Here is a 14,471-nt window from a genome sequence, read left to right as displayed (position 1 = left end):
TCAGCGGAGACGGCCGCCGTGCAGGTCCAGCGTTGCACGGACCTTCCCCGCGATCGCACCCGGCGTGTAGACAGCCGACTTCCGAAAGTGCAGGACGATCGCCGAGGAGGCCGTCAGGTCGTTGTGCCGTTCAAGGTCCGCGTCCAGGTGAGACGTGCCGTGGTGCTCATGACCGTCGATCTCCGCGATCAGGATCCGGCCGTCCCGGAGGTACCAGCCCAGATCGCCCCTGCGTTCCACGCCGGACAGATCACGCACCGGAACCTGCAGCATGTCCGGTGCCACACCGTTGTCGATGCAGTCGAGCCGGGCCCGAGTCTCGGACGGCGACTCCGACCGGGCATCGACCTCACCGAAGTAGCCGTGGCGCGTGGCGATCCCCCGCCGTCCGCGGCTCCTGGCGTGGACGTCTTGCAGCTCGTCGTGCGTGATGAAGCCCCTGTTCAGAGCGTTGTCCATCGTCGCGACGGCATGCAACCGGTCCATCTCCGGCACGGCTTGCGTCAAGGCCCAGCCCACCGTCGCCACCGCGATCCCGTCCACCTCGGTCACCGTCATCCCGTCGTCGAACATCCGCGCGTGGATCCCGTCACGCGAGTAGGCGCGACGTCCGCCGGGCAGTGTCGCCTGCGGTGCCAGCGCGACCGGAAGGCCCCAGACCCCGTGCAGGGCGAGGGCACAGGGGCCGACCACTATCGACTCCGGACCGAGCGCCAGCTTCGCGGCGAACGCTGCCCGACGTCGGCGATGATCCGGATGCCGCGACGAGACAGATGTCGGGTCGGTGTCATAGACGCCGCGGGTCACTCGCCTCCATGCACCCGATCTGAGCTGCCGGTTGACGCGCGTGAGGGACACGCCCAGGTCGCGGCACTGTGGTGTGGCGATCAGTCCCTCTTGGGCCTTGGCGATGACCGCGAGCTCGCCAGGTAGTTCGATGTGCCGTCCCATGCATCCAGGTAACCCTGGCGAAAAGCGCCGCGGTGCGCCTCCAGTCCGCACCTGTGCACAAAGGCCGCCCAACGGCGCCTGTGGTCGCGTTCGAAGGCCTCTGTCACCGTCGAACCGCGCCGTCCGAGTCAACATGACTTCCCCACCCGCAAGTTACGGGTCGATCATGGCGTCGAGCCGAAAGTTGGTGGTCCTAGGTGCGATGGATGGACGATCAACCTTCGGCTCGGCGACACGACCGACCCGTAGCCTTCGGCTCGGCGACACAATCGACCGCAACTTGCGGTTCGGCGCCGGTGGCCCGACCTCCAGCTTGCGGTTCGGTGACGACCGACCGGTCAGCCAGCTTGCGATCGGGCGACCAGCTACCGTCATGCAACCCTGCCCGCCCCAGCCCGGCTGCGCTCACCAGCCCGGCTGCGCTCACCCGCCCGGCCTAGCGGGTCTGGGCCACCCAGCTTGCGTGCATGCGGGCGTAGATGCCGTCGGCGGCGACAAGCTCCGTGTGCGAGCCGACCTCGGCCACGTGCCCCTGGTCCACCACGACCACCAGGTCGGACGCCTCGGCGGTGGAGAGCCGGTGCGCGATGGTGATCGTGGACCGGCCGGCCGTCAGGGAGTCGAGCGCCCGCGCGATCCGGACCTCGGTCGCCGGGTCCACCGCCGACGTCGCCTCGTCCAGCACCAGCAGGTCGGGCGCCGCGAGGTAGGCGCGGGCGATCGCGACGAGCTGCCGCTCCCCCGCCGACAGCGCCTCGCCACGCTGCCCGACGGCGGTGTCGAGCCCGTCGGGCAGGTCGGCCACCCAGTCGGACAGGCCGAGCTCGGCGAACGCCTGCACCACGGCGGTCCGCTCCACCTCGGCCAGCTCGGACCCGGCCGCCCGTTCGGTCCCGGCACCGCCGCCGGACACCTGCGCCAGACCGGCACCACCACCCGACACCTGCGCCAGACCCGCACCACCGCCCGACACCCGCGCCAGACCCGCACCACCGCCCGCGGCCCGCCCGGGACCGCCGGCTCCGTCGAACGTCGATCCAGCGCCAGACGGCATCCGGAGCCCGTACGCCGCGTTGTCCAGCACCGTCCCGTCGAAGAGGAACCCCTCCTGCGGCACCAGCACCACCCGCTCGCGGAGCGAGGCGAAGGCCAGGTCGCGCAGGTCCACGCCGTCCAGTTCCACGGCCCCCGCCGTCGGGTCCATGAGGCGCGTGACGAGCTTGGCGATGGTCGTCTTGCCGGAGCCGGTTTGCCCCACCACCGCCACCTTGGCGCGCGGCGGCAGGTCGAGCGTCACGCCGTGCAGCACCTCCGGCCCGTTCGGGTAGGCGAACCGGACGTCGCGCAGGGTCACGTGCGCCGGGCCGCGCGGCTGCGCCACCGCCCCGGGCTTCTCAGCCACCCGCACCGGCGTCTCGACGACGGCGAGCACGCGCCGCCAGCCGGCCACCGCGTTCTGCAGCTCGTTGAGGATCTCTGTGGCCATCTGCACTGGGCCGGTGAAGAGCTGCACCAGGAACAGGAAGGCCACGAGCTGGCCCGCCGTCAGGCCGCCGCCCACCCCGAGGTACGAGCCGACGACCACCACGACGGCCAGCACCAGGTTCGACACCAGCACGCCCGAGGAGAACACCGAGGCGACCAGGATCTGCGACCTGGCCTGCGCCGAACGGGTGGCGCCGACGGCCTCGGCGATCCGCCGACCGGTCCGCTCGGCGGCCCCGTACGCGCGCACGGTCTCGGCGCCGACCACCGACTCCGAGATCGAGCCCAGCATGGCCCCCACGCGCTCGCGCACCAGGGTGTAGGCCCGGTTGACGTACTTCTGCCCGAACTGGATCACGAGGAACATCGGGATGAAGCAGGCCCACACCACCGCGGTGAGGATCGGCGAGTAGACAAGCATGAGCGCGGTGGCCACCAGCACCTGCAGCGCCGAGACGAGCAGCATGATGCCGCCCCACTGCACGAACAGCGACACCGTGTCCACGTCGTTCGTCACCCGGGAGACCAGCGCGCCGCGGCGCTCGGTGTTCTGGGTCAGGGTGGACAGGTCGTGCACGTGCCGGAACGCCGTGACGCGCAGGGTCGCCAGGCCCGCCTCGGTGGACCGGAACAGCCGGATGTTGACCATGGCGGCGCACAGCCCGGCCAGCACGAGCGCCCCGAGGGCGAGCAGCGTCAGGAGCGCCACGCGGCCGACGTCGGGCCCGCCGTCGGCCAGGATGCCGACGTCGATGGTCTGCTGCACCACCAGCGGCACGACGACGCGGCCCCCGGCCGCCAGCACGGCGAGCGCGAGCGTGAGCCACAGCCCCGAGGCGATCTCCGGACTGATCTCGATGCCGCGGCGCAGCGTCGCGAGCACGCCGAGCCGGCTCGTCGACTCGATGCGCGTGCCGTCGGCGTCGAGCAGGTCCTCCGGTACGGCGTCGCGTTCCGGTGTCGCCGTGGTCATCGGGCCATCTCCTCGAGCTCGTCGTCCAGCCGGTCCGGGTCGACGCCGGCCACCGCCGCCTCGGCCCGTTCCCGCTGCTTCTGCTTCTCCCGCCGGTCGGTCTCGGCCTCGTAGGCCGTGGCCAGGGCGCGGTAGCCGGCGTCGCGCGCCATGAGCTCGTCGTGCGTCCCTGTGTCGACGACGCGGCCGCCCTCGACGTGGACGACCCGGTCGGCGAGCGCCACCGACGACATGCGGTAGGCGACCATGACGACGGTGGTGCCGGGGGCGCCGTCGTCCGCCGGGCCGCCGCGCGAGGCGAGGCCGCGCAGGATCTCCTGCTCCACGCGCGGGTCGACGGCGCTGGTCGCGTCGTCGAGCACGAGCAGCCGCGGGTCGCGCACGAGGGCCCGCGCGATGGCGAGGCGCTGCCGCTGGCCGCCGGACAGGTTGGCGCCGCGCTCGCCGAGCGGGGCGTCGAGCCCGCCGGGCATCTCGCGCACGGTCTCGTCCAGGCGCGCGAGCCGCAGGGCCGCCCACACCGCCTCATCGCTGAAGGTGCCGTCGGACGGCGCGTCGGGGTCGTGGTCGGCGAGGGTGACGTTGCCGCGCACGGTGTCCTCGAACACGAACGTCGACTGGGTCACGAGCGCGACGTGCGCGGGGATCTCGCCGTCGGCCAGGGTGCGGGCGTCGACGCCGTCGAGCAGCACGCGGCCGCGCGTCGGGTCGGACAGCCGGGCCAGGAGGCTGACCAGCGTGGTCTTGCCGGCCCCTGTGGAGCCGACGACGGCGACGGTCGTGCCGGGCTCCACGGTGACGTCGACGCCGTCCAGCAGGGTGATCTGCCGGCCGCTCCCCGCGCCGGCGCCCGGGACGTCGACCCCCACGCCGTCCAGGCGGACGGCCAGGCCGGGCTGTCCGAGGGTGCGGGGCAGGCGGTCGTCGCCGTGGGCGAGGACGCCGGTCGCGTCGACGACCGCCGCGATGCGCTCGTAGCCGACCAGGGCACGCGGCAGCTCGCCGAGCACCCAGCCGAACGCCTGCACGGGCACGGTCATCATGGTCAGCAGGTAGGCGGCGGTGACGACGTCGCCAGCGGCGACGTCACCCGTGGTGGTGCGCCACGTGCCCACACCGAGGACCAGCAGCGTGCCGACGGCGGGCAGGGTCTGGATCACGGGGTCGAACAGCGCGCGGACGGTGCCGACCCGCACGTTCGCCGCGCGCAGCTCCTGGGCGCGGGCGGCGAATCGCTCCTCCTCGCGCGCCTCCGTGCCCAGCGCCTTGACCAGCAGCGCGGCCTCGAAGCTCTCGTGCGCGACGTCGGCGACGTCGCCGCGAAGCTGCTGCGCCCGCGTGACGGCGGGCGACATGTGCCGCTGGTAGACGGCGTTCACCGCGACGGTCACGGGGATGACGGCGAGCGCCGCGAGCGCGAGCCACGGGTCGATGAGCACGAGCGTCACGACGGCGACGACGATCATCACCACCACGCCGAGCGCGAACGGCAGCGGGTTGAACACGCCGGTGGCCGCCTCGGTGTCGGAGGTGGTGTGGTTCAGGAGCTGGCCCGCCGAGTGCGACCGGTGCCACGACACGGGCAGGCGCAGATACTGCCTGGTCAGAGCCGTGCGGTGCCCGGCCTGGTTGTTCACGAACCCGTAGCCGGCCCAGATGCGGCGGCCGGCGACCGACAGGGCGAGGCTGAGCGCGACGGCGGCCAGCACGAGGCCGGCCAGCCAGATCCGGTCGCGGGCCGCCTCGGAGCCGCCGATCGCGGGGACGACCACGGAGTCGGTAGCCCACCCGACCGCGCGGCTGACGGCGACGGTCAGCGCGCCGAAGAGCCCCGACGCGCCGACAGCCAGGACGTAGGTGCCCGGGTAGGCGCGCATCCCGCGCCACATGAGGGCGATCGACCGGCGTACGCGGGAGCCGGTGAGGGCCATCGGCTTGGCCGGTGGCCGGTGCACCGATCGCGGGCGCGGGGCGTCAGAGGGCACAGCGGGACCTCGCTTCCTGGGGGTTGTCTCGATCCTCGCACGGCCCGGGAATCGATTCGACGGTTTTTCGCCCTGGGCGTTGTCGACGTTATGACCTCAACCTTGGTTGAGGTCAATGGACACGGTCCCGGCAAGGCTCGACGACCGGCGGCCGCTCGGCCGGAGCCGCCCGGCGGGGCGGCGCCGTCCGGCGGGGCGACGCCGTCCGGTCTCAGCGGACCTCGAGACCCGCCGCGCGCATCGCGTCCTTGACCTGCCCCACCGTCAGCGCGCCGAAGTGGAACACCGAGGCCGCGAGGACGGCGTCGGCTCCCGCGCGCGCCGCCTCCACGAAGTGCTCGGGCGTGCCCGCCCCGCCCGACGCGACCAGCGGCACGTGCACGCGCTCGCGCACCGCGCGCAGCATCTCCAGGTCGAACCCCGCGGTGGTGCCGTCCGCGTCCATCGAGTTGAGCAGGATCTCCCCCGCGCCCAGCGCCGCCGCCTTCTCGGCCCAGTCCACGGCGTCGATCCCGGTACCGCGCCGTCCGCCGTGCGTGGTGACCTCGTAGCCCGACGTCGTCGTGACGTCGCCGGTGACGCGGCGCGCGTCGACGCTCAGGGTCAGCACCTGGGAGCCGAACCGCTGCGCGATCTCCGAGATCAGCTCGGGGCGCGCGATGGCTGCCGTGTTCACGCCCACCTTGTCGGCCCCGGCGCGCAGCAGGCGGTCGACGTCGTCGGTCGAGCGGACGCCGCCGCCGACGGTGAGCGGGACGAACAACTGCTCGGCGGTGCGGCGCACCACGTCCACCATGGTCTCGCGGTCTCCGGAGGAGGCGGACACGTCCAGGAACGTCAGCTCGTCGGCGCCCTCGGCGTCGTACCGGCCGGCGAGCTCCACCGGGTCGCCCGCATCGCGCAGGTCGGCGAAGTTGACACCCTTGACCACCCGGCCCGCGTCGACGTCCAGGCACGGGATCACGCGGATCGCGACCGACATCAGCCCTCCTCCTTCTTCGGTTCTTCCTTCGTGGGCTCGTCCTCGGCCGCCGCCCTGTGCGCGTCGAGGATGTCGACCACGTACACCATCGTCTCGCCCGCCAGCCGGCTCTTGGTGTTGGCGTAGCCGCTCTCCGGCGGGACCACGAGCAGCACCTGGGAGCCGACGGTCTGCTCCACCAGGCCCCGGTCCCAGCCCTCGACGAGCCGGCCGATCCCGATCTCCGCCGACTGCGGCGGCGTACCCTCGGTCCAGGTCGTGTCCACGACCGCCCCGTCGCTCCAGCGGACGGCGGTGAACTCGACCGTGACGATCTGGCCCGCGCGGACCTGCGGGCCGCCGCCGCGGATCAGCGGATGCACCACCAGGTCCGACGGCGGCTCGGCGCGCCGCGGGATGCGCACCGACGGGACGCCGAGGTCGTCGACGCTCACCTGCGGCAGCCCGTCGCCGGGCGGCTCCTCCTGCGTGCCCTCCGCCCTCGCGGGCAGCACGTCCACCACCAGCAGCACCGGGACGCCGTCCTGCTCCTCCATGAGGGACAGGCGCGTGCCGACCCGCCGGCCCTCCAGCGCCTCGAAGAGGTGGTTGCCCAGCGACGACTCGGTCATCGTGTACGCGGCCGGCGCGGTGCGGAACGTGTTCTGCAGCTCCGTGCCGTCGCGGCCGTCCTGCGCGTAGAGGTTCAGCAGCACCGGGTCGTCCCGCTCCAGGACGTCGCCGGTGCCCGGCCAGACCATGCGCGCGCCCGGGCGCACCACGGCGAACGGTTTCTCGTACTCGAGCGTCGGCGGCACGCCGCTGGCGCCCGTGACCTGCAGCGGCGCCTGCGACGCCGACGACGTCGGCTCGGGGCCCACCTCCACCGGCAGCGACGCCTGCGAGCACGCCGACGTCACCAGCACCGCCGCCGCTGCCAGCACACCGACGACGCCACGCACCCAGGAGCTCACCCGGAAAGTCTCGCACGACGCGGGAGTGCCCCGGGATCGACGACGTCGGATCCGGGGCACCCTTGGCGGTATCCGGGCGCCGGCGGAGGGCGCCGCTCGGACGTCACATGCTCTCGATGAGGCGCTCCACCCGGTCGTCCACGCTCTTGAACGGGTCCTTGCACAGCACGGTGCGCTGCGCCTGGTCGTTCAGCTTGAGGTGCACCCAGTCCACCGTGTAGTCCCGCCGCGCCTCCTGCGCCGCGCGCACGAAGTCCCCGCGCAGCTTGGCCCGCGTGGTCTGCGGCGGCACAGCAGTGGACTCGAAGACCTCCAGGTCCGTGGTGACCCGCTCCACCATGCCACGCGCCGCGAGCAGGTTGTACAGGCCCTCGGTCCGCGAGATGTCGTGGTAGGCGAGGTCCAGCCGGGCGATCCGCGGGTCGTCGAGCCCCAGGTCGTGCTTCTCCTGGTACCGCTTGATGAGCTTGAGCTTGATGACCCAGTCCAGCTCACGGTCCACGAGCGACAGGTTCTCCGCCTGCAGGGCCCGCAGCCCCCGCTCCCACAGGTCGAGCACCTGCTTGACCACCGGCGTGACCTCGAGGTTGGCCTCCACGAGCTCGCGTGCGCGCTCGTAGTACTCCGACTGGATCTCGATGGCCGTCATGGTCCGGCCGTTGGCCAGGGTGACCGCGTGCTTGCCCGTGCGGTCGTGGCTGATCTCCCGGATCGCGCGGATCGGGTTCTCCAGCGTGAGGTCCCGCATCGGGACGCCCGCCTCGACCAGGCGCAGCACCAGGTCGGTGGAGCCGACCTTGAGCATCGTGGTGGGCTCGGCCATGGACGAGTCGCCCACGATGACGTGCAGGCGGCGGTACAGCTCGGCGTCCGAGTGCGGCTCGTCGCGCGTGTTGATGATGGGCCGGGACCGCGTCGTCGCGCTGGAGACGGCCTCCCAAATGTGGTCGGCGCGCTGCGAGAGGCAGAACACGGCACCGCGCGGCGTCGAGAGCACCTTGCCCGCCCCGACCAGGATCTGGCGCGTGATGAGGAACGGCACGAGCACGTCGGACAGCCGCGAGAAGTCCCCCGACCGCCGGACCAGGTAGTTCTCGTGGCACCCGTAGGAGTTGCCCGCCGAGTCGGTGTTGTTCTTGAACAGGTGGATACGGCCCGGCAGGTCCTCGTGCTCCAGACGCTGCTGCGCGTCGGCCACCAGGCCCTCCAGGATGCGCTCCCCGCCCCGGTCGTACGAGACGAGCTGGCGCACGTCGTCGCACTCGGCCGTCGCGTACTCGGGGTGCGAGCCCACGTCGAGGTAGAGGCGGGAGCCGTTCCTCAGGAACACGTTCGAGGAACGGCCCCACGCCACCACCTTCCGGAACAGGTAGCGGGCGACCTCGTCTGCCGACAGGCCACGCCCGTCGTCGGCCGCGCACGTCACGCCGTACTCGGTCTCGAGACCGAAGATCCTGCGGTCCATGGACTTCCCCTCCCTGTTCGCGGTACCTGGTCCTAGTGGTCGGTACCCGGCGTGGGGCCGGAGGCGTCCGGCCCTTCGTCGGGCTTGTCCTCGGTCGGGGATTCCTCGGTCGGGGATTCGTCGGTGGTGCTGTCGTCCGTCGTGGGCTCGCCCGTTGCGGAAGCATCCGGGCTCGCCTCGTCGGCCGAGGACTCGTCGGTCGAGGACTCGCCTGCCGACGGCTCCTCGGCAGGTGGCTCGTCCCCGGACGTCGGTCCGGCGTCCGGCGGAGCCGTGTCCGCCGTTCCCAGGCCAGGCGTCGCCGGACCGGCCGGTACGTCCTCAGCGGGCGGGAGACCGTCCGAGGGCGCCGCCGCCGACGTCGCCGCGCCGCCCTCGGCGAGCAGGTCCGCGAGCACCTGCCGGGTCAGCCGCCGGAACGCCCGCCGCGGCCGGCCCCGCTCCAGCACCGCCACCTCGAGCTGCGCCGCCTCGATGGTGCGCGGCGACGAGCCCTCGCCCGACCCGAGCGCCGCCACGGCCAGCCGCAGCGCCTCGCCCAGCGACAGGTCGGCGCGCCAGCCCTCCTTGACGCGCCGGCCGAGCTGCTCGGCCTGGCCGCCCATCACGACGAAGCCGTGCTCGTCGGCCACGGTGCCGTCGTAGGTCAGCCGGTAGATCTGGTCGCCGCTGGCGTCGTCGCCCACCTCCGCGACGACGATCTCCACCTCCAGCGGCTTGGACTCGGTGATGAACACCGTGCCGAGCGTCTGCGCGTACGCGTTCGCCAGGCCGCGCGCCGTCACGTCCGACCGGTCGTAGGAGTACCCGCGCATGTCGGCGTACCGCACGCCGGCCACGCGCAGGTTCTCGAACTCGTTGTACTTGCCCACCGCGGCGAAGGCGATGCGGTCGTAGATCTCCGAGATCTTGTGCAGCGCCCGCGAGGGGTTCTCCGTGGCGAAGGCGATACCGCCCTCGTAGGCCAGCACCACCACGGACCGGCCGCGGGCGATGCCCTTCCGGGCGAAGTCCGCCCGGTCCTTCATCAGCTGCTCTGGCGAGACGTAGAACGGCATGTTCATGCGACAGACCCCCTCTCGCGACGCTGCGCGACGATGTGCTCGGCCACCCGGCCGACCTCCGCGTCCTCGATGCGCTGGTAGCCGTCCACCGACACGGTGGCGACGACGGGGAAGATGCCCCGCACGCTGTCCGGGCCGCCCGTGGCGGAGTCGTCGTCCGCCGCGTCGTACAGGGACTCGACGGCGACCTGGATGGCCGCCTCCTCGTCCATCCCGCGCCGCCAGAGCTTCTTCAGGGCGCCGCGCGCGAAGATCGAGCCGGAGCCCACGCCGTGGTGCTCGTGCTCCTCGTACCGCCCGCCGGTGGCGTCGTAGCTGAAGATGCGGCCGACGTCCTTGTCCAGGTCGTAGCCGGCGAACAGCGGCACAACGGCCAGCCCCTGCATGGCCATGGACAGGTTGCCGCGCAACATCGTGGCCAGGCGGTTCGCCTTGCCCGTGAGCGAGAGCAGCGAGCCCTCGATCTTCTCGTAGTGCTCCAGCTCGAGCTGGAAGAGCCGCACCAGCTCCAGCCCGATGCCGGCCGAGCCGGCGATGCCGACCGCCGAGTACTCGTCCGCCGGGAACACCTTCTCGATGCTCCGGCTGGCGATCATGGGCCCGGCGGTCGCGCGGCGGTCACCCGCGAGCAGGACGCCGCCCTCGAAGGTCAGCGCCACGATCGTGGTGGCATGGGGGGACAGGGTCGCCGGGTCGGTCACGCCGGCGGGCATGACCCGGTTCCCGGGCAGCCGGTCGGGGGCGTGCTCGGCCAGGAAGTCCACGAAGGACGACGATCCCGGACGCAGGAAGGCGTCCGGGAGTCGTCCTGTGGTGCGGTCTGCGCTCAGAGTCACTGCCCACCCTTCTGGACGAATCCGCGTACGAACGACTCGGCATTGGTCTCCAGCACCTCGTCGATCTCCTCGAGCAGGGCGTCGACCTCGTCGTCGTCCTTCTGGGCTGCCGCGCCGGCGGGCGCCGGGGTCTCGGCGTCGTCGTCGGGAGAGCGGTCCTCGTGTGACGGGTTGATTTGTTCCTGACCGGCCATGATCGCCTCCTGGTGATTCTCTGACGTAGTGCTGGTCTCGAAGCCTAGGCCCTGACCTTAGGCGGTGACACTGACATCGGCGGTCACCTCGTCCCGGAGAGTCCCGCGAGCAGGGCGGCGGCGTCGGGGCTCGCGTCCAGCAGCGCGCCGATGTGGCGCCGCGTGCCCCGGGTCGGGTCGAGCATCGGCACCCGCTGCAGGGCCTGGGCGCCGTCGACGTCGAAGATCACCGAGTCCCAGCTCGCCGCAGAGATCTGGCTCCCGTAGCGCGCCATCACCTCACCCCGGAAGTAGGCACGCGTGTCCGACGGCGGGTGCTGCACGGCCCGCGCCACGCTCTCCTCGTCGACGATGCGGTCCACCGCGCCCTTGGCGAGCAGCCGGTGGTAGATGCCGCGCTCCGGCCGCACGTCCGACCACTGCAGGTCCATGGCGTGCAGCCGCGGGTGGTCCCACCCCAGGTTGTCGCGCGAGCGCAGGCGGTCGAGCAGGCGCAGCTTGGCGATCCACTCCACCTCGCGTACGCAGCCGGCCGGGTCGGTACCGAGCCGCTCGACGACCGAGGCCCACCGGTCCAGCACGGCGTCCGACTCCGGGTCGGTACCGAGCACCTTGAGGGACCGGCGCACGACGTCGGCCATCTCGCCCTGGATCTCCAGCGCCGTCATGGTCCGGCCGTCCGCGAGGTCGAGCGGCACGGACAGGTCAAGGTCACGCGAGACCTTCTGCACGTCGCTCACCGGGGCGGCCAGCCGGAGGGCGCCCAGCTCCGAGCGGGCATCCACCCCCGCCTCCGCCAGCTCGTCCAGGTGCTCCAGCACCCACAGGATGAGCGAGGTCGTGCCCGCCTTGAGGTAGGTGGGCACCTCCATCAGGTTGGCGTCCCCGAGGATGAGGTGCAGACGGCGCCACCGCTGCCGGTCGGCGTGCGGCTCGTCGCGCGTGTTGACGATCGGACGGCGCAGCGTGGTCTCCAGGCCGATCTCGGCCTCGATGTAGTCGGCCCGCTGCGAGATCTGGTAGCCCGCCGTCCCGCTCGTCGCGCCCAGGCCGACCCGGCCGGAGCCGGTGAACACCTGCCGGGTGACGAGGAACGGCGTGATGAGCTCAGCGAGCGTGGTGAACGGCAGCGCCCGGTCCACGAGGTAGTTCTCGTGCGTGCCGTAGCTGGCACCCTTGCCGTCCACGTTGTTCTTGTAGAGCACCACCTCGCTGCCGGGGAAGCCGGACAGCTCCCGCAGCGCCGCGAGCATGACCCGCTCGCCGGCCACGTCCCAGCGCACCAGGTCCTCCGGCGTCATGACCTCCGGCGAGGAGTACTCGGGGTGGGCGTGGTCCACGTACAGACGCGCGCCGTTGGTGAGGATCACGTTGGCGGCGCTCGGGTCGTCGTACTCCTCGGTGGTGGGCCGCTCCACCTCCTGCGTCGACCCCGGACGGCGCCGGCCACGGCCCGGCAGGCCCGGCTCCACCACGGGCACCTGCCCGGTGACGGGGCCCGACGGCGCGGGCAGCGCCGGGTCGTCGGTCAGCATCGACGGCTGTGCCGCCGCGCGGTCGAGGTGGAACCCGCGCGCGTCCTGCAGCGGGTCCTCGTCGTCGTAGTCCCAGCGGGCCTTGCCGCCGGAACCCTCCGCGCGCGTCGAGATCGCCCGGTAGGTCGTCACCACCTGGCTCGACAGCAGCATGGGATTGGCCAGGGGGCGGCCGGGCTGCAGTACCCCGTACTCGGTCTCGATGCCCATCACACGACGCGCGCTCACGTTCACCACCCTATGCCGGAGTAGTCCCGTTGGTCAGGCAGGTTCCGCGCCCGGAGAACGGACGCGGAACCTGCCTGGGATGCGGTCAGAGGTACTGGCCGGTGTTCTGGACGGTGTCGATGGTGCGGGGTGTCGCGCCCTCGCCCTTCTTCTGGACGATGGTGCGGATGAAGACGATGCGCTCGCCCTTCTTGCCGCTGATGCGCGCCCAGTCGTCGGGGTTGGTCGTGTTCGGGAGGTCCTCGTTCTCCTTGAACTCGTCGACGCACGCGTTCAGCAGGTGCTCGACGCGGATGCCCTTCTGGCCCGTGGACAGGAAGTCCTTGATCGCGTTCTTCTTGGCCCGGTCCACGACGTTCTGGATCATGGCACCCGAGTTGAAGTCCTTGAAGAAGAGGGTCTCCTTGTCCCCCGACGCGTACGTGACCTCGAGGAACTGGTTCTCCTCGTCGTCCGAGTACATGCGCTCGACCACCGAGGTGATCATGCCGTCGAGCGCCTCAGCGACGTTGTTGCCGTACTCCGCCAGGTCCTCCGCGTGGATCGGCAGCTCCTTGGTGAGGTACTTGCCGAAGATCTCCTTGGCACCCTCGGCGTCGGGCCGCTCGATCTTGATCTTCACGTCGAGACGCCCCGGGCGCAGGATGGCCGGGTCGATCATGTCCTCGCGGTTCGAGGCACCGATGACGATGACGTTGTCGAGCCGCTCGACGCCGTCGATCTCGGCGAGGAGCTGCGGCACGATCGTGGTCTCCACGTCCGAGGAGAGGCCGGTGCCGCGGGTGCGGAACAGGGACTCCATCTCGTCGAAGAAGACGACGACGGGCATGCCCTGGCTAGCCTTCTCCCGGGCGCGGGCGAAGATCAGCCGGATGTGCCGCTCGGTCTCGCCGACGTACTTGTTGAGCAGCTCTGGACCCTTGACGTTCAGGAAGTAGCTCTTCACCTCGGGGTTGTTCCCGTTGGCGCTGGCCACCATCCCGGCGAGGGAGTGGGCCACCGCCTTGGCGATGAGCGTCTTGCCGCAGCCGGGCGGGCCGTACAGGAGGACGCCCTTGGGCGGCCGCAGCCCGTGCTCGCGGAACAGGTCCGGGTGCGCGAACGGCAGCTCCACCGCGTCCCGGATCGCCTCGATCTGCGGCCCGAGGCCACCGATGTCCTCGTACTCGATGTCCGGCACCTCTTCGAGGACCAGCTCCTCGACCTCGGACTTGGGCACGACCTCGAACACGAAGCCGCTGCGCGTGTCGACCGTGAGCGAGTCACCCACCCGCAGCGGGATGTCCATCACGGATCCGGCGAGGCGCACCACGCGCTCCTCGTCCGCGCGGCCGACCACGAGCACGCGGTCGCCGCCCAGCATCTCCTTGACCGTGACCAGCTCACCCGTGCGCTCGTAGTCGCCAGCACCCACCACCGTCATGGCCTCGTTGAGCTTGACCTCCTGGCCGGGGCTCAGGCGCGTGACGTCAAGACTGGGGCTCGCGGACACATGCATCTTGCGGCCGGCGGACGAGATGTCCACCGACCCGTCGGCATGCGCACCGAGGAACACCGCGTACGTGCCCGGCGGCTTGGCGAGATCGTCGAGCTGTTTCTTGAGCTCGACTATCTGATCGCGCGCCGCGCGGAGCGCCTCCGCGAGGCGCTCGTTCTTTGCTGAGAGGAGGGCAATCTGGCGCTCGTAGTCGCGGTTCGGCAAAGGCTCGTGCTCGGGATGGTTGTATCCTGACGTGTTCTCGGTCATGACATCCCCTCTCGTAGGGCCCGGGAGGCGACCATATGACGCAAACGCCTCCGAGAACAGCACTCTAAGCACA

10 protein-coding genes and 1 pseudogene are annotated in these 14,471 nt (G+C 71.6%); all 11 read right to left on the bottom strand.

Annotation, left to right across the window (positions count from 1 at the left end; translation table 11 throughout):
• The gene (locus tag AC0QU1_RS10615; protein ID WP_483616504.1) at positions 1–573 is read right to left on the bottom strand and encodes a hypothetical protein; all 573 of its coding nucleotides are present in this window, start codon (positions 571–573) and stop codon (positions 1–3) included.
• 814 nt (positions 574–1,387) lie between these two features.
• Entirely contained in the window at positions 1,388–3,409 is a 2,022-nt protein-coding gene (locus AC0QU1_RS10610) for an ABC transporter ATP-binding protein (RefSeq protein WP_483576345.1), read from the bottom strand.
• Positions 3,406–5,340, bottom strand: a complete 1,935-nt coding sequence (locus AC0QU1_RS10605) for an ABC transporter ATP-binding protein (RefSeq protein WP_483576667.1) — start codon at positions 5,338–5,340, stop codon at positions 3,406–3,408. The genes AC0QU1_RS10610 and AC0QU1_RS10605 overlap by 4 nt, the downstream gene beginning before the upstream one ends.
• A 265-nt stretch (positions 5,341–5,605) precedes the next feature.
• Positions 5,606–6,376, bottom strand: a complete 771-nt coding sequence (hisF, locus tag AC0QU1_RS10600) for an imidazole glycerol phosphate synthase subunit HisF (RefSeq protein ID WP_483576344.1) — start codon at positions 6,374–6,376, stop codon at positions 5,606–5,608.
• Positions 6,376–7,329 carry an FKBP-type peptidyl-prolyl cis-trans isomerase gene (locus tag AC0QU1_RS10595; protein WP_483576343.1) on the bottom strand — a complete coding sequence of 318 codons (954 nt, stop codon included), beginning with the start codon at positions 7,327–7,329 and terminating at the stop codon, positions 6,376–6,378. The genes hisF and AC0QU1_RS10595 overlap by 1 nt, the downstream gene beginning before the upstream one ends.
• 103 nt (positions 7,330–7,432) lie before the next feature.
• On the bottom strand, positions 7,433–8,794 hold the full coding sequence (pafA, locus tag AC0QU1_RS10590) for a Pup--protein ligase (protein ID WP_483576342.1): 1,362 nt from the start codon (positions 8,792–8,794) through the stop codon (positions 7,433–7,435).
• A gap of 377 nt (positions 8,795–9,171) precedes the next feature.
• Positions 9,172–9,858, bottom strand: a pseudogene (gene prcA, locus AC0QU1_RS10585) (proteasome subunit alpha); the annotation flags it as partial.
• On the bottom strand, positions 9,855–10,694 hold the full coding sequence (gene prcB, locus AC0QU1_RS10580) for a proteasome subunit beta (protein ID WP_483576341.1): 840 nt from the start codon (positions 10,692–10,694) through the stop codon (positions 9,855–9,857). The pseudogene prcA and the gene prcB, both read right to left, overlap by 4 nt.
• Complete coding sequence (locus tag AC0QU1_RS10575) at positions 10,691–10,888, bottom strand: ubiquitin-like protein Pup (protein WP_483576340.1); 198 nt, start codon at positions 10,886–10,888, stop codon at positions 10,691–10,693. Before AC0QU1_RS10575 ends, prcB begins: the two co-directional genes overlap by 4 nt.
• Positions 10,889–10,971: 83 nt before the next feature.
• Positions 10,972–12,633 carry a depupylase/deamidase Dop gene (gene dop, locus AC0QU1_RS10570; protein ID WP_483576666.1) on the bottom strand — a complete coding sequence of 554 codons (1,662 nt, stop codon included), beginning with the start codon at positions 12,631–12,633 and terminating at the stop codon, positions 10,972–10,974.
• A 103-nt stretch (positions 12,634–12,736) separates the two neighbouring features.
• On the bottom strand, positions 12,737–14,398 hold the full coding sequence (gene arc, locus AC0QU1_RS10565) for a proteasome ATPase (RefSeq protein WP_483576339.1): 1,662 nt from the start codon (positions 14,396–14,398) through the stop codon (positions 12,737–12,739).
• Positions 14,399–14,471 lie beyond the last annotated feature (73 nt).

The sequence above is a fragment of the Promicromonospora noduliphila genome, assembly GCF_056951025.1.
Note: the sequence above shows the minus strand (reverse complement) of the source record. Positions and strands in the feature narration are given on the sequence as shown.